Annotated in this window: 16 protein-coding genes and 1 pseudogene; 14 read left to right on the top strand and 3 right to left on the bottom strand. The window is 76.4% G+C overall.

Translation table 11 applies throughout. The features are described from left to right. The first annotated feature begins 13 nt into the window (after window positions 1-13). Window positions 14-802, top strand: coding sequence for an oxidoreductase (locus ACI79Q_RS02365; protein ID WP_456588167.1), 789 nt, complete (start codon window positions 14-16; stop codon window positions 800-802). Window positions 803-812: 10 nt separating this feature from the next. Then, window positions 813-1,781 carry an aldo/keto reductase gene (locus ACI79Q_RS02360; RefSeq protein WP_456614074.1) on the top strand — a complete coding sequence of 323 codons (969 nt, stop codon included), beginning with the start codon at window positions 813-815 and terminating at the stop codon, window positions 1,779-1,781. A gap of 3 nt (window positions 1,782-1,784) precedes the next feature. Here ACI79Q_RS02360 and ACI79Q_RS02355 read toward each other — a convergent pair whose 3' ends face one another. Further along, window positions 1,785-2,621 carry an HAD family hydrolase gene (locus ACI79Q_RS02355; RefSeq protein ID WP_456588165.1) on the bottom strand — a complete coding sequence of 279 codons (837 nt, stop codon included), beginning with the start codon at window positions 2,619-2,621 and terminating at the stop codon, window positions 1,785-1,787. Window positions 2,622-2,746: 125 nt separating this feature from the next. Here ACI79Q_RS02355 and ssd point away from each other — a divergent pair, with 125 nt between their 5' ends. The 7 genes and pseudogenes from ssd to ACI79Q_RS02320 form a co-directional block, all read left to right on the top strand. Continuing rightward, entirely contained in the window at window positions 2,747-3,829 is a 1,083-nt protein-coding gene (gene ssd / locus ACI79Q_RS02350; protein ID WP_456612567.1) for a septum site-determining protein Ssd, read from the top strand. Then, on the top strand, window positions 3,826-4,965 hold the full coding sequence (locus tag ACI79Q_RS02345; RefSeq protein ID WP_456612568.1) for a TadA family conjugal transfer-associated ATPase: 1,140 nt from the start codon (window positions 3,826-3,828) through the stop codon (window positions 4,963-4,965). The genes ssd and ACI79Q_RS02345 overlap by 4 nt, the downstream gene beginning before the upstream one ends. Further along, window positions 4,962-5,753 carry a type II secretion system F family protein gene (locus ACI79Q_RS02340; RefSeq protein WP_456614073.1) on the top strand — a complete coding sequence of 264 codons (792 nt, stop codon included), beginning with the start codon at window positions 4,962-4,964 and terminating at the stop codon, window positions 5,751-5,753. The genes ACI79Q_RS02345 and ACI79Q_RS02340 overlap by 4 nt, the downstream gene beginning before the upstream one ends. Next, window positions 5,750-6,478: a type II secretion system F family protein gene (locus ACI79Q_RS02335; protein WP_456588161.1), complete on the top strand. Its 729-nt coding sequence runs from the start codon at window positions 5,750-5,752 to the stop codon at window positions 6,476-6,478. Before ACI79Q_RS02340 ends, ACI79Q_RS02335 begins: the two co-directional genes overlap by 4 nt. 119 nt (window positions 6,479-6,597) lie before the next feature. Beyond that, entirely contained in the window at window positions 6,598-6,852 is a 255-nt protein-coding gene (locus ACI79Q_RS02330) for a DUF4244 domain-containing protein (protein ID WP_456588160.1), read from the top strand. Window positions 6,853-6,855: 3 nt separating this feature from the next. After that, window positions 6,856-7,230: a TadE family type IV pilus minor pilin gene (locus ACI79Q_RS02325; protein WP_456588159.1), complete on the top strand. Its 375-nt coding sequence runs from the start codon at window positions 6,856-6,858 to the stop codon at window positions 7,228-7,230. Next, window positions 7,227-7,553, top strand: a pseudogene (locus ACI79Q_RS02320) (Rv3654c family TadE-like protein); the annotation flags it as partial. The gene ACI79Q_RS02325 and the pseudogene ACI79Q_RS02320, both read left to right, overlap by 4 nt. A gap of 36 nt (window positions 7,554-7,589) precedes the next feature. Here ACI79Q_RS02320 and ACI79Q_RS02315 read toward each other — a convergent pair. After that, window positions 7,590-10,073, bottom strand: coding sequence for a DEAD/DEAH box helicase (locus ACI79Q_RS02315; RefSeq protein ID WP_456588158.1), 2,484 nt, complete (start codon window positions 10,071-10,073; stop codon window positions 7,590-7,592). A gap of 187 nt (window positions 10,074-10,260) precedes the next feature. Between ACI79Q_RS02315 and ACI79Q_RS02310 the strand changes: the two genes are divergently transcribed. The 3 genes from ACI79Q_RS02310 to ACI79Q_RS02300 all read left to right on the top strand — a co-directional run bounded on the left by ACI79Q_RS02310 (window position 10,261) and on the right by ACI79Q_RS02300 (window position 16,471). Continuing rightward, window positions 10,261-12,528, top strand: a complete 2,268-nt coding sequence (locus ACI79Q_RS02310; RefSeq protein ID WP_456588157.1) for a sodium-translocating pyrophosphatase — start codon at window positions 10,261-10,263, stop codon at window positions 12,526-12,528. A gap of 266 nt (window positions 12,529-12,794) precedes the next feature. Continuing rightward, complete coding sequence (gene topA / locus ACI79Q_RS02305; RefSeq protein WP_456614072.1) at window positions 12,795-15,659, top strand: type I DNA topoisomerase; 2,865 nt, start codon at window positions 12,795-12,797, stop codon at window positions 15,657-15,659. Beyond that, complete coding sequence (locus tag ACI79Q_RS02300; protein ID WP_456588155.1) at window positions 15,659-16,471, top strand: class I SAM-dependent methyltransferase; 813 nt, start codon at window positions 15,659-15,661, stop codon at window positions 16,469-16,471. The genes topA and ACI79Q_RS02300 overlap by 1 nt, the downstream gene beginning before the upstream one ends. 17 nt (window positions 16,472-16,488) lie before the next feature. Here ACI79Q_RS02300 and ACI79Q_RS02295 read toward each other — a convergent pair whose 3' ends face one another. Next, window positions 16,489-17,313 (bottom strand): trans-aconitate 2-methyltransferase, encoded by an 825-nt coding sequence (locus tag ACI79Q_RS02295; RefSeq protein WP_456612572.1) that lies wholly within the window; start codon window positions 17,311-17,313, stop codon window positions 16,489-16,491. A gap of 196 nt (window positions 17,314-17,509) precedes the next feature. Between ACI79Q_RS02295 and tmk the strand changes: the two genes are divergently transcribed. Both tmk and ACI79Q_RS02285 read left to right on the top strand, forming a co-directional pair. Next, window positions 17,510-19,789 (top strand): dTMP kinase, encoded by a 2,280-nt coding sequence (gene tmk / locus ACI79Q_RS02290; RefSeq protein WP_456588153.1) that lies wholly within the window; start codon window positions 17,510-17,512, stop codon window positions 19,787-19,789. Continuing rightward, a complete protein-coding gene (locus ACI79Q_RS02285) occupies window positions 19,786-20,982 on the top strand; it encodes a DNA polymerase III subunit delta' (protein ID WP_456588152.1) in 1,197 nt (398 codons plus the stop codon). Before tmk ends, ACI79Q_RS02285 begins: the two co-directional genes overlap by 4 nt. Window positions 20,983-21,004 lie beyond the last annotated feature (22 nt).

Raw genomic sequence — 21,004 nt, 5'->3', positions numbered from 1 at the left:
TACCGTCGTGGCCGTGAGCATCCCCGTCCGCCCCGGCGCGGCCCGTCCCGCAGCCCGTCCGGGTGACCCGGACCCCCTGGCGCCCCTCCTCGACCTGCCGGGCGTGCGCGACGCCGCCGACGCGGCCCGTGCCGGGATCGACCGGCTGCTGAGGCACAAGGTGCTGCGCCGGGAGTCCGCGGGCGTGAGCACCGAGTCGGCGCTGCGCGGGGCGCGCGCATCCGCGGCGCTGGCGGGCGTCGACGTGCCGCTCGCCGAGCTGCGGGCCGGCGGGGTGGACGACCCGGTGGTGCAGGGCGCGCTGCGGGTCTCGGCGGCGCTCGGCTCGATGGTCGAGACCTGGCCGCGGGCGCCCGGGCAGGTCATCGCCCGCCTGCACGTGCTGGCCGCCGCCGATCTCGCCGACCGGGCCGACCTCGGCCGGCCCGCCGCGCACGCCGGCCCCCGGCTGGCGGGCCTGTTCTCCCTGGCCACCGGCACCACGACCGTGCCCGCCGTCCTCGTGGCTGCCCTCGTGCACGGCGAGCTGGCCGCCCTCGCCCCCTTCGGCGTCGCCGACGGCGTCGTCGCCCGGGGGGCCGCCCGGCTGACCGGCATCGCCCGGGGGCTGGACCCCAAGGCGGTGTCGGTACCCGAGGTGGGCTTCACCGAGCTGGGCCGGGAGGCCTACGCCGAGGCGCTCGCCGGCTACGTGACGGGCACCCCCGAGGGCGTGGCCGCGTGGCTCGTGCACTGCTGCCGCGCCACCGAGCACGGGGCCTTGGAAGGCCTGGCCATCTGCGAGAGCCTGCTCCGCGGCTGAGACTGGGGGCATGCGCACTCTCGACGTCCCGGGGCTGGGCCCCGTCAGCCGCATCGGTCTGGGCACCTGGCAGTTCGGGTCCCGCGAGTGGGGGTACGGCGACACCTACGCCGACCGGGCCGCCCGCGACATCGTGCGGCGGGCACGCGAACTCGGCATCACCCTGTTCGACACCGCCGAGATCTACGGCTTCGGGCGGAGCGAGCGGATCCTCGGCGAGGCGCTGGGGGAGGAGCGGGACCAGGTCGTCGTCGCCAGCAAGATCTTCCCGGTGGCGCCGTTCCCCCGGGTGGTGCGGCAGCGCTGGAGAGGCAGCGCCCGCCGCCTGGGCCTGGACCGCATCCCTCTCTACCAGGTGCACCAGCCCAACCCGGTGGTGCCCGACACGGTGACCATGCCGGGCCTGCGGGCGCTGCTCGACGAGGGGCGGATCGGCGCCGTCGGCGTCTCCAACTACTCGCTGGACCGCTGGCGGGCCGCCGACGCGGCGCTCGGTGCGCCGGTGATCGCCAACCAGGTGCAGTTCTCGCTGGCGCACGCCGGTCCGCTGGCGGACCTGGTGCCCTTCGCCGAGCGCGAGGACCGGCTGGTCATCGCCTACAGCCCGCTGGCCCAGGGCCTCCTCGGCGGGAAGTACTCGGCCGACCACCGGCCCGGGGGCGTACGCGCGGCCAACCCCCTGTTCGGCACCGAGAACCTGCGCCGGGTCGAGCCGCTGCTCGACGTGCTGCGCGAGGTGTCCGACGCGCACGACGCGACCCCCGCCCAGGTCGCGCTGGCGTGGCTCGTCGCGCAGCCGCGCGTGGTGGTGATCCCCGGCGCCTCGAGCGTCGAGCAGCTGGAGTTCAACGCAGCCGCCGACCAGCTGGAGCTGGCCGACGACGAGGTGGCGGCGCTGACCGCGGCCGCGCGCGCGTTCACCCCGGTGTCCGGCGTGCGCACCCTCGTCGACGGGCTCCGGGAGCGGTTCGGTCGCTGAGCGTCAGGCGCCGCGGCGACGCCGCCGCGGCGCCGGGCCGGGAGCCGGCAGCCCGGCGCGCAGCGCCCGGTGCCGGGCGTACCAGGCCAGCCCGACGACGGCGGCGCCGACGCCCATGGCGGCGCCGGTGACCACCGGCGCCGGCGGCACCGAGAAGCGGGAGCGCATGCTCACCGGGCGCTCGAACCGCAGCACCGGCCAGCCGTGCTGCAGCGCGGCCTTGCGCAGCCCGCGGTCGGGGTTGACGGCGGTGGGGTGCCCCACGACCGAGAGCATCGGCAGGTCGGTGATCGAGTCGCTGTAGGCGTAGCAGTCGGCCAGGTCGAACCCGCCCTCGGCGGCCAGCCGGCGGATCGCCTCGGCCTTGTGCTCGCCGTACGCGTAGAACTCGATCTCGCCGGTGTACCGGCCGTCCTCGACGACCATCCGGGTGGCGACGACGCGGTCGACGCCGAGCATCTCGCCGATGGGCTCGACCATCTCCGCCCCGCTGCTGGAGACGATGACGATCTCCCGGCCGGCGGCGCGGTGCTCCTCGATGAGGTCGGCGGCCTCGGCGTAGACCAGCGGGTCGACGATCTCGTGCAGGGTCTCCCGGACGATCTCGTGCACCGTGGCCACGTCCCAGCCGGTGACCATCGTGGTGAGCTGGGCGCGCAGCCGCTCCATCTGCTGGGCGTCGGCACCGGCGAGGGAGAAGACGAACTGGGCGTAGGCCGTCTTCAGCACGGCGCGCCGGTTGATCAGCCCACCGTGGAAGAATGGCCGGCCGAAGGCCAGCGTGCTGGACTTGGCGATGACCGTCTTGTCGAGGTCGAAGAACGCCGCGGCGCGGGACACGTCAGTCACGGTAGCTGGATCGGCAGGTAGGGCACCGAGATGCACGGTGTCCACACCCGATGGGGTCATCCACAATTCCCCCGCCGTTCTGGCGCCGTCCTCCTGGCGTCCGGTGGGGTCGCCCCGTGCCCGCCCCGATGCCGTCCCGACCGCTCCGTCCCCTCGTCGTCAGCACCGACGAGGAGCTGCTCGACGAGCTGCTCCGCCTGGTCGCCGCCGCGGGCGCCGAGGCGGAGGTGGCCACCGGCGGCCCGGCGCTGCGCCGCGCGCACCGCGAGGCGCCGCTGGTGCTGGTCGGCGCCGAGGAGCTGAGCGGCGGGGCGCTGCGCGGGCTGCCCCGCCGACCGGGCGTGGTGGTGGTCTCCGGCGGGGAGCTGCCCGCCGCCGGGTGGGCCGTGGCCGTCGAGGTGGGGGCCGAACGGGTGGCGGTGCTCCCGGCGGACGAGGCCTGGCTGCTCACCCGCTGCGCCACCGCCGCCCGGGCGCCGGCCGAACGGGGTGGGTTGATCGCGGTGGGCGGTGCCTGCGGCGGGGCGGGCGCGAGCACGGTGGCCGCCGCGGTCGCCCTGGCCGCCCCCGGGGGCGCGGTGCTGGTCGACGCCGACGCCTGGGGCGGCGGTCTGGACCTGCTGCTCGGCGCCGAGCTCGCCCAGGGGCTGCGCTGGCCGGAGCTGACCGGCCTGCGCGGCGGCGTGGCCGGCCAGGCGCTGCTGGCCGCGCTGCCCGAGGTCGCCGGCGTCCACCTGGTCTCGGCCGACCGGGGCGGCGCGACGCCGGTGCCCGGTGAGGCGCTGACCGCGGTGGTGGACGCCGGCCGCGGCACCGGGCGCCCGGTCGTCGTGGACCTGCCGCGCCCCGGCCCCGACGGCATCGGGCGCGGGCCGCAGGAGGTGCTGGCCGACGCCGACCTCGCGCTGCTCGTGGTGCCGGCCCGGCTGCGCGCCGCCACGGCCGCCCGCGAGCTCGTCGCGGCCGACGGCTCGCCGTGGTCCCCGGCGCAGCTGGTGGTGCGCACCGGGCCCGGCGGGCTGGCGCCCGGTGACGTGGCCGAGGTGGTGGGGCGGCCGGTGCTGGCCGAGCTGCCGCACGACCGGGGGGCGGTCGCCCGCGCCGAGCGCGGCCAGCTCCCCGGTGCGCACCCCCGGTCCCCGCTGGCCGCCGTCGCCCGGCGGGTGCTCGCGGCGCTGCCCGAGGCGGCCGGCCGGTGAGCGAGCCCTCGCTGCTGGACCGGGTGCGCGCCCGGCTCGCCGTCGCCGACGGTGTCCCCTCGCGGGCAGGGGTGGCCGCCCTGGTGCGCGACGAGGCCGGGGGGCTCCTGGGTGACCGGGACGTCCTGCTCGCCGCGCGCGACGCCGTGGACGAACTGGCCGGCGCCGGCCCGCTGGAGCCGCTGCTGCGCCTGCCCGGGGTCACCGACGTCCTGGTCAACGGGCCCGAGGAGGTCTGGCTGGACCGCGGGGCCGGCCTGGAGCCGGCGGCCGGGATCCGGTTCCCCGACGACGACGCGGTGCGCCGGCTGGCCGTGCGACTGGCCGCGTCGGCCGGGCGGCGACTCGACGACGCCTGCCCCTGGGTCGACGTCGGCCTCCCCGGCGGCACCCGGTTGCACGCGGTCCTCCCGCCGGTCTCCGGCGGCGGCACGTGCCTGTCGCTGCGGGTGCTGCGCCGGTGCTCGCAGGCGCTGGTCGACCTCGAGGCGCTGGGCGCGCTGCCCGGCGAGAGCGGGGCGCTGGTCCGCGCGGTCGTGGCGCGGCGGCTGGCGTTCCTGGTCACCGGGGGCACCGGCTCGGGGAAGACGACCCTGCTCTCCGCGCTGCTGGGTGAGGTGCACCCGGCCGAGCGGCTGGTGCTGTGCGAGGACGCCGCCGAGCTGACGCCGCCGCACCCGCACGTGGTCCGCCTGCTCACCCGGCCGCCGAACGTCGAGGGCGCGGGCGCGGTCGGCCTGCGCGACCTCGTCCGGCAGGCGCTGCGCATGCGCCCCGACCGGCTGGTCGTCGGGGAGGTGCGGGGCCCCGAGGTGGTCGACCTGCTGGCCGCGCTGAACACCGGTCACGACGGCGGGTGCGGCACCCTGCACGCCAACCGGTCGACCGAGGTGCCCGCCCGGCTGGAGGCGCTGGGCGTGGCCGCCGGGCTGGGGCGCGCCGCGGTGCACAGCCAGGCCGCGGCCGCGCTCGACGTGGTGGTGCACCTGCGCCGGGCGCCCGGGGGACGCCGGGTGGAGGAGATCGGGCTGCTGCGCCGGGACGGTGAGCTCGTGGTGGTGGAGCCGGGCTGGCGGGCCGACGGCGGGCCGTGCCCGGCCGGTGAGGCGCTGCGGCGGCTGCTGGCGGGCCCGTGACCGCGGCGCTGCTGGCCGCCGCGGGCGCGGCGCTCCTCTGGCCGGACGGCCGCGCGGTGGTCCGCCGCCGGCTGCTTCGGGTGACGCCGGCCGCTACCGGGAGCCCGTCTCGATTGCCACCGCTGCCGCTCGCCGCCGCGGTGGTCGCCGGCGGAGCCGGCGCGCTGCTCGGCACACCACTGGTCGCGGTGCTCGCCGCCGGCTGCGCCGCGCTCGCGGCCCGCGACCGGCTGGCCCGCCGGAGGGACGCGGCCGACGCCGCGCGCCAGGGGGTGCTCGCCGACGCGCTGGCCGCGTTCGCGGCGGAGCTGCGGGCGAGCCGCACGCTGGACGAGGCGGTACGCGCCGCCGCCGCCGACTGCCCCGACCCGCAGTGCGCCGCGGCGCTGGTGCGGGCCGTCCGCGCGCCGGTGCCTGCGGGAGCTGCGGAGGCACCTGGCGCCGACGGGGTCGCCGCCGCGCTCGCCCGGCTCTCGGCCGCCGTCGCGCTGAGCACCCGCACCGGCTGCTCCCTGGCCGCCGTGGTCGCCGCGGTCGAGAGCGATCTCCGGGCCCGGCTGCGCCGGCGCCGCGAGCTGCTCGTGGCCACCGCCGGGCCCCGGGCCAGCGCCCGGCTGCTGGCCGGGCTGCCGGTGCTCGGGCTCGCGATGGGCGCCGGGATCGGCGCCGACCCGTGGCACGTGCTCACCCGCACCGGCACCGGGCAGGGGTTGCTGGTGGCCGGGGTGCTCCTGGAGGTGGCCGGCATCGCGTGGACCGGCCGCCTGCTGCGGCGGAGCGCGCGATGACCGGTGCGCTGCCGGTGCTGCTGCTCGCCGTGGCGGCGGCCGTGTGGGTGCCGGGCTCGGCCGTGGTCGGCGAGCGGGTCCGCCGGGTGACCGGGCCCGGCCCTCCGCCGGCGGTCGCCGGCGACGCGGCGGCGGGTGCTCGGCGCCGCTGGCTGCTCGCGGGCGCGGCCGGCGTCGCGGTGGGCCTGCTGCTGGGCGGTGTGCCCGGGGCGTGCGCCGCCGTCGTGGTCGCCGCCGCGGGGGAGCGGCTGCTGCGCGGCGGCTCCCCGGACGAGGACGCCGCCGAGCGCACGGCCCTGCTGCGCGAGCTGCCGGCGGCCTGCGAGCTGCTCGCCGCCTGCCTGACCGCGGGGCTGCCGGTCGCCGGGGCGCTCGCCGCCGTGGCCGGTGCGGTGCCCGACCCGCTCGGCCGGCGGCTGCGCGGCGCGGCCGGGCTGTACCGGATGGGTGCCGAGCCCCGCCGGGCCTGGGCCGACCAGCCGGCCGAGCTCGCCGGTCTGGCGCGCGTGCTGGTGCGGGCGGGGGAGTCCGGCGCCGCCGCGGTGCCGGCGCTGGTGGCCCTGGCCGAGGAGACCCGCACGGCGGCGCGGGCGCAGGCCCAGGCGGCGGTCCAGCGGGCGGGGGTGTGGGTGCTCGCCCCGCTCGGGCTGTGCTTCCTGCCGGCGTTCGTCTGCCTCGGCGTGGTGCCGCTCGTGCTAGGCATCGCCGGCGACGTCTTCGGCTGACGCCGTCCACATCCTCCGGCGCTCTCCACAGATGTCGCGTGCCCCTCGGCCGGGCCGCCCGCAACCCCGAGGCTCGATGGCACGGCCCCGCCGGGGGCCCCGACCGAGGAGGACGCCCGATGCCCGGAACCACGCCCGCTCCCCGCAACCCGTCACCGGAGGGGGCCGAGGAGCCGCCTCGCGGCCTGCTCCTCCGCCGCCGGTGGGCGCGGCTGCAGACACGTGCGGAGGCCGGCATGAGCACCGCCGAGTACGCCGTCGGCACCGTGGCCGCCTGCGCCTTCGCCGCGGTGCTCTACCGGGTGGTCTCGGGCGACTCCATCGTCACCGGGCTCACCGAGCTGGTCGACGCCGCGCTGGCCACCCTCTCCTGAGCGGTGGCACGTCGAGCGGCCCCGCGCCGGGAGGCCGGGATGGTCACCGCCGAGACCGCGGTGGTCCTGCCGGTCCTGCTGCTCGTGCTCGCCGGGGCCGTCGCCGCGGTCACCGTCGTGGGGGCGCAGCTGCGGTGCGTCGACGCGGCCCGGGAGGGGGCCCGGGCCGCGTCGCGCGGGGAGGAGGTCGCGGTCGTCGCGGAGTGGGCCGGCCGGGCGGCGCCGGCGGGTGCCCGCACGGCGGTCACCGGCAGCGGGAGCGAGGTCCGCGTGACCGTGACGGCGGAGGTCCGGCCCCTGGGCCCCCTGCCCTGGCGGGTCACCGTCACCGCCGCGGCGGTGACGCAGCGCGAGCCCGGGACGGAGCCCCCCGGATGAGCAGGGAGCGCGGCTCGGCCACGGTGTGGGTGCTGGTGCTCTGCGCCGTCCTGGTGACCGTCGCAGCCGGGGCGGTGCTGGTCGGCCTGGCCACGGTGGCCCGCCACCGGGCGGCGACGGCGGCGGATCTCGCCGCCCTGGCCGCCGCCGGGCGCGCGGTGCTGGGTGATCCGGCGGCCTGCACCGCGGCCGCCGAGGTCGCGGCCGCCAACGGCGCGGAGCTGACCGGGTGCCGGGTCACCGAGGGTGCGGTCGTCGAGGTGACCGTGCGCGTGCCGTTGCGGCTGGGCCGGCTCGGCGTGCACGGCGCGGAGGGCCGGGCCCGCGCCGGCCCGGTCGCAGCCGCCGCGCCGACCGGGTCAGAAGACGAGGTCCTCCTCGGTCGGCGCGGGCACCTCTTCGGCAGCAGTGACCGCGCCGGGAACCGGGGCGTCGTCGTCCTCGTCGGCGAGGTCGTCCGCGCCCCGCTCGTCGACGGTGGCCAGCTCGTCCAGGACGACGTCGAGCACCCGCACCGCGCCGGCCTTGTCGAGGGGGTCGTTGCCGTTGCCGCACTTGGGCGACTGCACGCACGAGGGGCAGCCGCTCTCGCACTCGCAGCTGGCCACGGTCGCGCGGGTGGCCTGCAGCCAGCTGCGCAGTGCCGCGTAGCCGCGCTCGGCGAAGCCCGCTCCGCCGGGGTGGCCGTCGTAGACGAAGATCGCCGCCGTCCCGGTGTCGGGGTGCACCGCGGTGGAGAGCCCGCCGAGGTCCCAGCGGTCGCAGGTGGCCAGCAGCGGCAGGATGCCGATCGCCGCGTGCTCGGCGGCGTGCAGCGAGCCGGGCAGCGCCGCGTCGTCGACCTCCGCCCGCTGCACGGCGCGGGAGTCGAGGGTCAGCCACACCGCCTTGGTCCGCAGCTGGCGCGGCGGCAGGTCGAGCGGGAACTCGGCGAGCACCTCGCCGGTGCCCAGCCGCCGCCGCTGGTACGCGACCACCTGGTTGGTCACGTCGACGACGCCGGTGTGCGCGGTGACCGTGCCCAGCGACCGGGTCTGCTCGATCGAGACGATCGCCAGGTCGGTGACGTCGCGGGCCACCGTGGTCCAGTCGGGGCTCTCCGGGTGCACGACAGCGCAGGCGTCGTCGAGGTCGAACTCGTCGACGACGAAGGTGTCGCCCCGGTGCACGTAGAGGGCGCCCTCGTGCACGGTGGAGTGCGCGGCGCCGCCGTCGACGGTGCCGAGCAGCCGGCCGGTGCCGGCTTCGATGATCGCCACCGGCTCGTCCCCGCTGCCGCGGATGTCGACGTCGGGGCGGCCGCGCCCGGCCCAGTACCAGCCGGCCGGCCGCCGGCGCAGCTGCCCGGCGGCCACCAGCTCGTCCAGCTGCGCCTCGGCCACCGGGCCGCCGAAGTCGGCGAGGTCCGCGGGCACCAGCGGGAGCTCGGCCGCGGCGCAGCACAGCTGCGGGCCCAGCACGTAGGGGTTGGCCGGGTCGGTGACGGTGGCCTCGACCGGCCGCCCGAACACCGCCCGCGGGTGGTGGGCCAGGTAGTGGTCCAGCGGGTCGTCGCGCGCGACGAACACCACCAGTGACTCCCGCTGCGCCCGCCCGGCCCGCCCCGCCTGCTGCCAGAGCGAGGCGAGCGTCCCGGGGTAGCCGGCCAGCAGGACCGCGTCCAGTCCCGCGATGTCGATGCCGAGCTCGAGCGCGTTGGTGGTCGCCACGCCCAGCAGGTCCCCGGCCGAGAGCGCCCGCTCCAGCTCCCGGCGCTCCTCGGGCAGGTAGCCGCCGCGGTAGGAGTCCACCCGGGGGACGAGGTCGGCGCGGCCGCGGTCGTGCAGCAGCCGGCGGGCCTGCTCGGCCACCGACTCCGCGCTGCGGCGCGAGCGCACGAACGCCAGCGTCCGCGCGCCCCGCTCGACGAGGTCGGCGAGCAGGCCGGCGGCGTCGGCGGCGGCCGAGCGGCGCAGCGGCGCCCCGTGCTCGCCGGTCCGCTCGGTGAGCGGTGGTTCCCAGAGCGCGAAGGTGGCGCCCGGGCGCGGGGAGCCGTCGTCGGTGACGGCGACGACGTCCGCCCCGATCAGCCGGGTCGCCGCGGCGGCCGGGTCGGCCACGGTGGCCGACGCGAGCACGAAGACCGGGTCCGCGCCGTAGCGGCGGCAGATCCGGCGGAGCCGGCGCAGCACGTGCCCGACGTGCGAGCCGAACACCCCGCGGTAGGCGTGGCACTCGTCGATCACCACGTAGGCCACCCGGCGCAGCGTGCTCGACCAGCGCTGGTGCGCGGGCAGGATCCCGCGGTGCAGCATGTCGGGGTTGGTGACGATCCAGCGGGAGTGCCGCCGGACCCAGTCCCGCTCTTCGGCCGGGGTGTCGCCGTCGTAGGGGGCCGGCCGCACCGAGGGGTCCGCGAGCTCGGCCACCGAGGCCAGCTGGTCGCGGGCCAGCGCCTTGGTGGGCGCGAGGTAGAGGACGCAGGCGCGCGGGTCCTCGGCGAGCGTGGTCAGGGCCGGGAGCTGGTAGGCCAGCGACTTCCCCGACGCGGTGCCGGTGGCGACGACGACGTGCCGGCCTTCCCGCGCCGCCTGCGCCGCCGCGACCTGGTGCTGCCACGGAGCGCGCACGCCCCGTGCCACCAACCGGTCGCGCAGGCCCGGCTCCACCCACTCCGGCCACGCGGCCGTGCGGCTCTCACGCACCGGCAGGTGGTGCACGTGGGTCACCGGCTGCTCGTCCTCGGCCGTGTCCGCCAGCAGCGCGGCCAGCAGCTCGCCGCCGCCGGGCCAGGCCGCAGCGCCCCCGGACCGGTCGTCCGTGCCGGGAGGGGGAGCCGACCGGACCGGGTGGAGCGTGGTCACCTCCCCACTGTCACACCCGGGCGCAACCGGCCGTCGCCCGCCGGGAGAAGGAGCGCGCGGACCGGCCACATGCAGTGTGATCTCCCTTACACTTCGCGCCGTCCCGGGGCCCGCCCCCGGGACGCCGACCTCCGCCGCACCGGGGAGCACGGCGCCTCCCGGGCGGCCGCAGACGCCTGGAGGAGCCATGCCTGACGGATCGCTGTCCGGCGGGGAGACGGCGCTGGTCGCCGTCATCCTCGCGATCTCCCTCGCCGCGCTGGCCTTCGCCGCCTACCTGGTCCGCGCCGTCATCGCCGCCGATCAGGGCACGGAGAAGATGAAGGAGATCGCCCGGGCCGTCCAGGAGGGCGCGGCGGCCTACCTGCGTCGGCAGTTCCGCACGCTCAGCGTCTTCGCGGTGATCGTCTTCGCCCTGCTGCTGGTCCTCCCCGTGGCCGACGGCGGCTTCGGCACCCGGGTGGGACGGGCGGTGTTCTTCCTCGTCGGGGCACTGTTCTCGGCGCTGGTCGGCTTCATCGGCATGACCCTGGCCACGCGCGGCAACGTGCGGGTGGCGGCCGCCGCCCGCGAGGGCGGCTACCGGCCGGCCTTCCGCATCGCGTACCGGACCGGCGGCGTCTGCGGGATGATCACCATCGGCCTCGGCCTGTTCGGCGCGGCGCTGGTCCTGCTGCTGTTCGACGAGACCGCGCCGGTCGTCCTCGAGGGCTTCGGGTTCGGCGGTGCGCTGCTGGCGATGTTCATGCGCGTCGGCGGCGGCATCTTCACCAAGGCCGCCGACGTCGGCGCCGACCTGGTCGGCAAGGTCGAGGCCGGCATTCCGGAGGACGATCCCCGCAACGCCGCGACCATCGCCGACAACGTGGGCGACAACGTCGGCGACTGCGCCGGGATGGCCGCCGACCTCTTCGAGTCCTACGCCGTCACCCTGGTCGCCGCCCTCATCCTGGGCCAGGTCTTCTTCGGCTCGGTGGGCATGGTCTTCCCCCTCGTGGTGGCCGCGATCGGGGTCATCGCCTCGGTCGTGGGCATCCTGGCCACCAACCCGGGCAAGAACGACCGCAACGGCCTGGCCCCGATCAACCGCGGCTTCTTCGTCTCCGCCGTGGTGTCGCTGGTGCTCGTGGCGGTCGCCGCGTTCACCGTGCTGCCCGGCACCGGTGGGGGTGCGGGCCTGGCTGTCAGCCCGCAGGTGCTCGGCCTCGTGGCGGTGCTCGTCGGCGTCGTGCTGGCCGCGGCCATCCAGCAGCTCACCGGCTACTTCACCGAGACCAGCCGCAAGCCGGTCCAGGACGTCGGGCGCAGCTCCCTCACCGGACCGGCCACCGTCATCCTCTCCGGCATCTCGCTGGGCCTGGAGTCGGCGGTCTACGCCGCGCTGCTCATCGGGGGAGCGGTCTACGGCGCCTTCCTCATCGGGGGCGGGGCCGCGCTCTACGCCGTCGCCCTGGCCGGGTGCGGGCTGCTCACCACCGCCGGCGTGATCGTCTCCATGGACACCTTCGGCCCGGTCAGCGACAACGCCCAGGGCATCGCCGAGATGTCCGGCGACATCGACGACGACGGCGCCCGGGTGCTCACCGACCTCGACGCCGTCGGCAACACCACCAAGGCGATCACCAAGGGCATCGCCATCGCCACCGCCGTCCTCGCCGCCACCGCGCTCTTCGGCTCCTACAACGCCCAGGTCGCCGTCGCGCTCGACGAGGCCGGCGCCACGCTCGGCACCGCCTTCAGCCTGGTCAACCCGAACAACATCGTCGGTGCGGTCCTCGGCGCCGCAGTGGTCTTCTTCTTCTCCGGGCTGGCCATCAGCGCCGTGTCCCGGGCCGCCGGACGCGTGGTCTTCGAGGTGCGCGAGCAGTTCCGCACGCACCCCGGGATCATGACGTTCGAGGAGCGGCCGGACTACAGCCGGGTCGTCGACATCTGCACCAAGGACTCGCTGCGCGAGCTCGCCACCCCGGGCCTGCTGGCCGTGCTGGCGCCGGTGGCCGTGGGCTTCGGTCTCGGCATCGGCCCGCTGGCCGCCTACCTCGTCGGCGCCATCGCGGCGGGCACGCTCATGGCGGTGTTCCTCTCCAACTCCGGCGGCGCCTGGGACAACGCCAAGAAGATGGTGGAGGACGGCAGCTACGGGGGGAAGGGCAGCGAGGCCCACGCGGCCACCGTCATCGGCGACACGGTGGGCGACCCCTTCAAGGACACCGCCGGCCCGGCGATCAACCCGCTGATCAAGGTGATGAACCTGGTGGCACTGCTCATCGCACCCGCGGTGGTCGCCCTGTCGGTCGGGGAGGGCGCCAACACCCCGGTCCGGGTGGCGATCGCGCTGGCCGCCGTCGTCGTCATCGTGGTCGCGGTCGTGGTGTCCAAGCGGCGCTCGGTCGTCGTCGGCGAGGCGACGACGGCGTCCTCCACCGGGTCCGAGCTCACCACCAGCGCGCCCTGAACACCGCCGGCGGCTGACCCCTTGGCGGTACACCGCCTTCCACCTGCGGGAACACGGCCGCACCATCCACGTTGGTCGGGGTGGCGGCACGCCCATGGAGAGGTCGCCCCCGGCGCCACGGCGCCGGGGTGGCTTACCGTGGCCCGCCGAGGGGCGTTCCGCGGTGGCGCCCGCCGCCCCGGCACCCGCCGGGGCGACGCAGGAGACCGGCCGACCGGCCGGTCCCGCCGCACCCGCACCGCCCCCGCAGCACCGACAGGAGTCCCGTGCCCACCAAGACCACGCAGACCGAGAGCGACCCCACGACGGACGGCGCGAAGAAGACGCCGGCCCGCCGGGGCTCGGCCGCGTCCGGCGGCCGGCCGCTGGTCATCGTCGAGTCGCCGACGAAGGCGAACAAGATCGCCGGCTACCTGGGCAGCGGCTACGTCGTCGAGGCCAGCGTCGGGCACATCCGCGACCTGCCGCGCAACGCCGCCGACGTCCCGGCCGAGCACAAGGGCGCGGCGTGGGCGCGGCTCGGTGTCGACGTCGACAACTCCTTCGAGCCGCTCTACGTGGTCAGCCCCGACCGCAAGCAGCAGGTCACCCGGCTCAAGCAGCTGGTGAAGGACGCCAGCGAGATCTACCTCGCGACAGACGAGGACCGCGAGGGCGAGGCCATCGCCTGGCACCTGATCGACACCCTCAAGCCGCGGGTGCCGGTGCGCCGGATGGTCTTCCACGAGATCACCCCCGAGGCGATCGCCCGTGCCGTGGCCAACCCGCGGGAGCTCGACACCCACCTGGTCGACGCGCAGGAGACCCGGCGCATCCTCGACCGGCTCTACGGCTACGAGGTCTCCCCGGTCCTCTGGAAGAAGGTGCTGCCGAAGCTCTCGGCCGGCCGCGTCCAGTCGGTGGCCACCCGCATCGTCGTGGAGCGCGAGCGGGAGCGGATGGCCTTCCACGCCGCCGACTACTGGTCGCTGGAGGGCACCTTCGCCGTCCCCGGCCGCGCCGCCGGCGCCGACGCGGGCGAGCCCACCACCGTGCGGGCCAAGCTGGTCAGCGTCGACGACAGCCGCGTCGCCACCGGCAAGGACTTCGACGCAGCCACCGGCCGCGTCACCGGTGACGTCGTGCACCTCGACGAGGCCGGCGCCCGCGGCCTGGCCGCCCGGCTCGAGGGCCGCCAGGTGACCGTCAGCCGGGTCGACGAGAAGCCCTACCGCCGTCGTCCGTACGCCCCGTTCACCACCTCCACGCTGCAGATGGAGGCCGGTCGCAAGCTCGGCTGGTCGTCGGCGCAGGTCATGCGGGTGGCGCAGCGGCTGTACGAGAACGGCCACATCACCTACATGCGGACCGACTCGACGAACCTGTCGGCCGAGGCGGTCAACGCCGCTCGCACCCAGGCGCGGGAGCTGTACGGCGACGCGTACGTGCCGCCGGAGGCGCGGGTCTACAGCAAGAAGTCCAAGGGGGCGCAGGAGGCGCACGAGGCCATCCGGCCCGCCGGGGACAGCTTCCGGACCCCCGGTCAGCTGGCGTCGGAGCTGGCGCGCGACGAGTTCCGGCTCTACGAGCTGATCTGGCAGCGCACCGTCGCCTCGCAGATGGCCGACGCCGTCGGCCAGACCGTCAGCGTCCGGCTGGCCGGTCGCAGCAGCACCGACGAGGCGGTCGAGTTCACCGCCAGCGGCCGCACGATCACCTTCCCCGGCTTCCTGCGGGCCTACGTGGAGTCCCGGGACGAGGGCGCGCAGAAGGACGGCGACGACGACCACGGCAGCGACGACGCCGAGCGCCGGCTGCCGCGCCTGGAGCGCGGCCAGACCCTCGACACCCGGTCGCTCGACGCCAAGGGCCACACCACCCAGCCGCCGTCCCGCTACACCGAGCCGAGCCTTGTGGCCCGGCTGGAGGAGCTGGGGATCGGCCGGCCGTCGACGTTCGCGTCGATCATGCAGACCATCCAGGACCGCGGGTACGTGTGGAAGAAGGGCAACGCCCTGGTCCCGTCGTTCGTGGCGTTCGCCGTGGTCAACCTGCTCGAGCAGTACTTCGCCCAGCTGGTCGACTACCAGTTCACCGCCTCGCTGGAGGAGGAGCTCGACGAGATCGCCGGCGGGAACCTGGGCCGGGTGGACTGGCTGACCGAGTTCTACTTCGGTGGCGAGGGCCGGCACGCCGGCGCGATCGCGCAGTCCGGCGGGCTCAAGCAGGTCATCGGCCAGCGGCTGGAGGAGATCGACGCCCGCGGCATCAACTCGATCCCGCTGCGCGCCACCGACCGCGAGGGCCGCCCGGTCGTCGTCCGCGTCGGCCGCTACGGCCCCTACCTGCAGGCCGACGGCGAGGACGGCGCGCGCGTCAGCATCCCCGAGGACCTCGCGCCCGACGAGCTGACCGAGGAGAAGGTCCGCGAGCTGCTGGAGGCGCCCTCGGGCGACCGGGAGCTGGGCACCGACCCGGAGTCCGGGCACCCGGTCGTGGTGAAGGCAGGCCGCTACGGCCCCTACGTCACCACCGTCGTCCCCGAGGGGAGCAAGGAGTCGCCGCGCACGGCGAGCCTGTTCTCGTCGATGTCCCCGGAGACGGTGACCATCGACGACGCGCTGAAGCTCCTGACGCTGCCGCGCACCGTCGGCACCGCGCCCGACGGCGAGGAGATCCAGGCGCTCAACGGCCGGTACGGTCCGTACCTGAAGAAGGGCACCGACTCCCGCTCGCTCGACAGCGAGGAGAAGTTGTTCACCACCACGCTGGACGAGGCTCTGGCGATCTTCGCCCAGCCCAAGCAGCGCGGCCGGGCGGCGGCCAAGGCCCCGCTCAAGGAGCTCGGCCCCGACCCGGTCACCCAGGGCGTGGTGACCGTGCGCGAGGGTCGCTTCGGGCCCTACGTCACCGACGGCGAGACCAACGCCAGCCTGCGCAAGGGCGACGACGTCGAGTCGATCACGATCGAGCGCGCCGCCGAGCTCCTGGCCGACCGCCGAGCCGCTGGACCGTCGAAGAAGAAGGCCGCCAAGAAGACGACGGCGAAGAAGACGGCGGCGAAGAAGACGACCGCGAAGAAGGCCACCGCGAAGAAGACGACCGCGAAGAAGGCCGCCACGACGGCGTCGGACCCGGTCACCGCGGGCTGATGAAGGACCCCGTCCCCCGCACCCCTCGCATGCTCGGGGGAGGCCTCGGGGCGGGGCCGCCGGACGAGGACGCGCTGGGGGCACGGGCGCGCTCGTTCGGGGCGGTCGCGGCCGGGTACGCCGCGCTGCGGCCGACGTACCCGGTCGACGCGGTCGAGTTCCTCCTCGGCCGGGACCGGTCGCTCGACGTGCTCGACGTCGGTGCCGGCACGGGACTGCTCACCCAGGTCGTGCTGGGCCTGGGGCACCGCGTCCGCGCGGTCGACCCGTCCCCGGAGATGCTGGCCGAGCTCGGCGCCCGGTTCCCGGCGGTCGCCACCGCCGTGGGGACCGCGGAGCGGCTCCCGGCTGGGAACGCCTCGGTCGACGCCGTCGTGGCCGGGCAGGCCGCGCACTGGTTCGACCCGGTCCCGGCCGCCCGCGAGATCCGCCGGGTGCTCCGTCCCGGTGGAGTCCTCGGCCTGGTCTGGAACACCCGCGACGACCGGGTGCCCTGGATCGCCGCACTGGAGGAGCTGATCGCCGACGAGGCGCGCGGGCACGAGGCCGACCAGCGCGTCGTCGACCGCTTCGCCGAGGAGCTCGGGGCCGACGTCGAGGTCGTCGAGTCGGGGATCGTGCAGCGTGCGGGCCCCGAGGACGTCGTCGGCGGCATCGCCACCCGCAGCTACGTGGCGGTCATGGACGGCGCCCGGCGCGAGGAGTTCCTCTCCGCGATCCGCCGGCTGCTGGCCGACCACCCCGGCACCCGGGGGCGGCCGGAGCTCGAGCTGCCCTACCGGACGCACGCCTACCGGCTCACCCCGCGCTGACCGCCGCCGGCCGACGGTCAGGACAGGCGGGTGCCGACGGCGAAGACCCGCCGGAAGGGCAGCAGCGTCGTGCCGTCGGGTCGGGGCGGGTAGGCCGTCCGCAGGGCCTCGGCGTAGGCGGCGGAGAACGCGGTCGCGGCGTCGTCGTCCAGCCGGGCGAGGACCGGGCGCAGCACCGTCGAGCGCACCCAGGCCAGCACCGGGTCGGGCCCGCTCAGCTCATGCAGGTACGTCGTCTCCCAGACGTCGGGCACCAACCCCGCCCCGGTGAGCACCTCGGCGTAGCCGGCGGGCTCGAGCACGGCGTCGGCCCGCGGCGCGACGCCGGCCAGCCGGTCGGCCCACTCCGGGCGGCGGCACAGGTCGGCCAGCAGCGCGTGGGTGGGTGCCCGGAAGTTGCCCGGCACCTGGACGGCGAGCCACCCGCCGGCCGGCAGGGCCGCGGCCCAGCGCGCCATGAGGTCCGGGTGCCCGGGCACCCAGTGCAGGACGGCGTTGCTGACGACGACGTCCACCGCGCCGGCCGGGGTCCAGTCCCGCACGTCGCCGAGCCGGAACTCCACGTGCCCGGGAGCGGTGGCGGTGGCCGCGGCCAGCATCTCGGGGGAGGAGTCGACGCCGATGACGCGGGCACCCGGCCAGCGCTGCGCCAGCGAAGCGGTCAGGGAGCCCTCTCCGCAGCCCAGGTCGACGACGACCCGCGGGTCGGGGGCCCCCACCCGGGCGAGCAGGTCGGCGAACGGGCGGGCGCGTTCCCCGGCGAACCGCAGGTAGGTGTCCGGGTGCCAACGGCCGGGTGAAGTCTTGCCGGCCTGGCGCGTCGGATCCCCGGTCGCACTCATCATCCCCGACCCTGACAGGGCTCCGCCCGTCCGCGGAGCCGTCGAGAACCGCCCACCCGCCGGGTAATGCGGTGCCGGAACGTGGTCCCCGGCCGGTACCGTAACCCCGCTGGGCCCGCTCCGCCCTGCCGCCCACCGACCTGGGGAGCTCGCCATTCCGGCCGACCCGAACTCACCGGCACCGCCCGAGAAGGCGGTGCCGGCTGCTCCGGTCGGGGAGCCGGCCGCCCCGGGCGACGGGCTGCCGCCCGCCGGCACGCCGGTGCCGCCGTCCGCGGGCCCGCCCCTGACCGACGTCGGCCCGGACGGCGCACCCCCCGGCTCGTCCGCCTCGGGCGCGGACGGCTCCGGTGCGGTGGGCACGGTGGCCAAGATCCGCGCGGTGCTGCGGGTGCGCGACTTCCGCAAGCTCTGGCTGTCCACGCTGCTGTCCAGCTTCGGTGACTGGCTCGGCCTGCTCGCCATCACCGTCACGGCGACGATGACCTTCGACGACTACGCCGCGCAGAACTTCGCGCTGGCCGGCGTCCTGCTCTTCCGGCTGCTCCCGGCCATCGTGCTCGGCCCGGTGGCCGGGGCCTTCGCCGACCGGTTCGACCGGCGGAAGACGATGGTGGTCACCGACATCTTCCGGTTCGGGCTGTTCGCCTCGATCCCGATCGTCGACAACCTCATCTGGCTCTTCATCGCCCAGTTCGTCATCGAGGCCTTCAGCCTGTTCTGGATCCCGGCCAAGGACGCCGCCGTCCCCAACATGCTGCGCAAGGACCAGCTGGAGCCGGCCAACCAGCTCTCCCTGGTCACCACCTACGGGCTCACCCCGGTGGCCGCGGCGATCGTGTTCGCCCTGCTCACCAGCGTGGGCGGCGAGCTCAGCGCCGTCCTGCCGGGCGTGGACGAGGTGGACCTCGCCCTCTACCTGAACGCGCTCACCTTCCTGGTCGCGGCCTTCGTCATCTGGAACCTGCCGTCGATCAGCGGCCGCCGGGCGGAGGGGGCGGTGGTCGGCCAGCAGGAGAGCTTCCTCGGCTCGCTGGTCAAGGGCTTCTCCTTCGCCGGGCACACCCGACTGATCCGGGGCCTGGTCGTGGGCATCACCGGGGCCTTCGTCGCGGCGGGCGCGATCATCGCCACCGGGCAGGCCTACGTCAACGTGCTCGGGGGCGGCGAGGCGGCGTACGGCCTGCTGTTCGGGGCCGTCTTCGTCGGCCTGGGCCTGGGCATCGGCATCGGCCCCAGCGTGGCCCGCGACCTCGCCCGCGAGCGCATCTTCGGGCTGGCGATCGTCGGCGCCGGGGTGGTCGTGGTGCTGCTGTCGCTGTCCTTCGCGCTGTGGATCTCGCTGCTGCTCGTGGTCGTCATGGGCTTCTTCGCCGGCATGGCCTTCCTGGCCGGGATCACCCTGATCGGCACCGAGGTGGAGGACTCGATCCGGGGCCGCACCTTCGCGATCGTGCAGTCCCTGGTCCGCGCGGCGCTGATCATCTCCCTGGCCCTCGTGCCGATCGGGGTGGGGCTGATCGGCCGGGAGGAGCTCGACCTCGGCGCCGTCGTGCTGCCGCTCTCCGGCGAGCGGATCATGCTGCTCGCGGCCGGGCTGCTGGCCATCGGCGTCGGGTTGCTCGCCTACCGGCAGATGGACGACCGGCGCCCCATCCCGCTGTGGGCCGACGTCGTCACCGCGCTGCGCCGCGACACCACCGCGCGCCGCAGGCTGGCCGGGGGCGGGGTGCTCATCGCCTTCGAGGGCGGCGAGGGGGCCGGCAAGTCCACCCAGGTGCGCCGGCTGCAGGAGTGGCTCGCCGACGAGGGGCTGACCGCCCGTGCGTCCTTCGAGCCCGGCGCCACCCCGCCGGGGGCCGGGATCCGCTCGATCGTGCTCGACCGCGCCCAGGTGGGCATCGCCCCGCGGGCCGAGGCGCTGCTCTACGCCGCCGACCGCGCCCAGCACGTGCACGAGGTGCTGCGCCCCGCGCTCGACGCCGGCGAGGTCGTGATCACCGACCGGTTCATCGACAGCTCGCTGGCCTACCAGGGCGCCGGGCGCACGATCCCGCTCGACGACGTCCGCACGATCTCCCGCTGGGCCAGCCAGGGCCTGCAGCCCGACCTGACGGTCCTGCTCGACCTGCCGCCCGAGGTGGGCCTCGCGCGAGCCCGCGGCCGGGCCGCCGCCGACCGGCTGGAGTCGGAGTCGCTGGAGTTCCACCAGCGGGTGCGGCGCACCTTCCAGGAGCTCGCCGAGGCCGAGCCCGACCGCTACCTGGTGCTCGACGCGCGGCGTTCACCCGACGAGCTCGCGGCCGCGATCCGGGTGCGGGTCGCCGAGCTGCTCTCCGGGCTGCCGCTGCAGACCCCCGCACCGCCGGCCGCGCAGACCCAGGTCGCTCCCGAGCTGCGGCACGACGGCCGGGGCGGTGCCCACGCGCACCATCCGCACGCGCAGACCGGCGCCACGCCGCAGCTGCACCCGTGACCGCCCCGGTGGTGGCGCCCGAGGAGGGCGTCTGGACGCAGGTGGTCGGCCAGCCGGCCGTGGTGGCCGAACTGCGGGCGGCGATCGCCGACCCGACCGCGATGACCCACGCCTGGCTGTTCACCGGCCCGCCGGGGTCCGGGCGGTCGGTGGCCGCGCGCGCCTTCGCCGCCGCGCTGCAGTGCCCCGCGGGCGGGGACGGCACCTGCCACGCGTGCCGCACCGTGCTGGCCGGGACGCACGCCGACGTGCAGATGATCGTCCCCGAGGGCCTGTCCATCGGCGTCGCCGAGGTGCGCGAGCTCGTGCGCATCGCCGGCCGGGCCCCCTCGCAGGGCCGCTGGCAGGTGGTGGTGGTCGAGGACGCCGACCGGATGACCGAGCAGGCGTCCAACACCGTGCTCAAGATGCTCGAGGAGCCGCCGCCGCGCACCGTGTTCCTGCTGTGCGCGCCCAGCCTCCACCCGGACGACGTGCCTGTCACCATCCGCTCGCGCTGCCGCGTCGTCGGGCTGCGCACCCCGCCGGCGGAGGCGATCGCCGAGGTGCTGGTCCGCCGGGACGGCGTCGACCCCGCGCTGGCCGCCTGGTCGGCCGCGGCGTCGGGCGGGCACGTGGGCCGGGCCCGGCGGCTGGCCCGGGATGAGACGGCACGGCTGGCCCGCAAGGCGGTGCTCGACGTCCCCCTGCGGCTGGTCTCCCTCGCCGCGTGCCTGGACGCCGCCGACGACCTGGTCGGCGCGGCGAAGGAGGAGGCCGACGAGGCCTCCGCCGCTCTGGACGGGGCCGAGACCGAGGCGGTCAAGGCCAGCCTGGGGGTCGGTGCGCGCGGGCCGGGCGTGGCCGCCGCCAGCCGGGGTGCGGGCCAGCTCAAGGAGCTGGAGAAGCGGCAGAAGTCGCGGGCCACCCGGCTCGGTCGCGACTCCCTGGACCGCGCGCTGGTCGACCTGGCCGGGCTCTACCGCGACGCACTGGTCCTCGACGCCGCTGTGTCCTCCCCGACCCACCCCGCGCCGCAGCTCAACCACCCCGACCGCCGCGCCGACGCCGAGGAACTGGCCCGGCGGATCGGCGCGGAGGGGGCGCTGCGCCGCATCGACGCCATCCTGGCCTGCCGCCGTGCGCTGGAGCAGAACGTGAAGCCCCAGGTGGCCCTGGAAGCGCTGACCGTCGCCCTGCGCTTGCCCGCGTGACACCTCGGCCCGTGCGCGAGCC

The organism is Blastococcus sp. SYSU DS0828, assembly GCF_054050975.1.
This window is presented reverse-complemented; position numbering and strand designations above follow the sequence as displayed.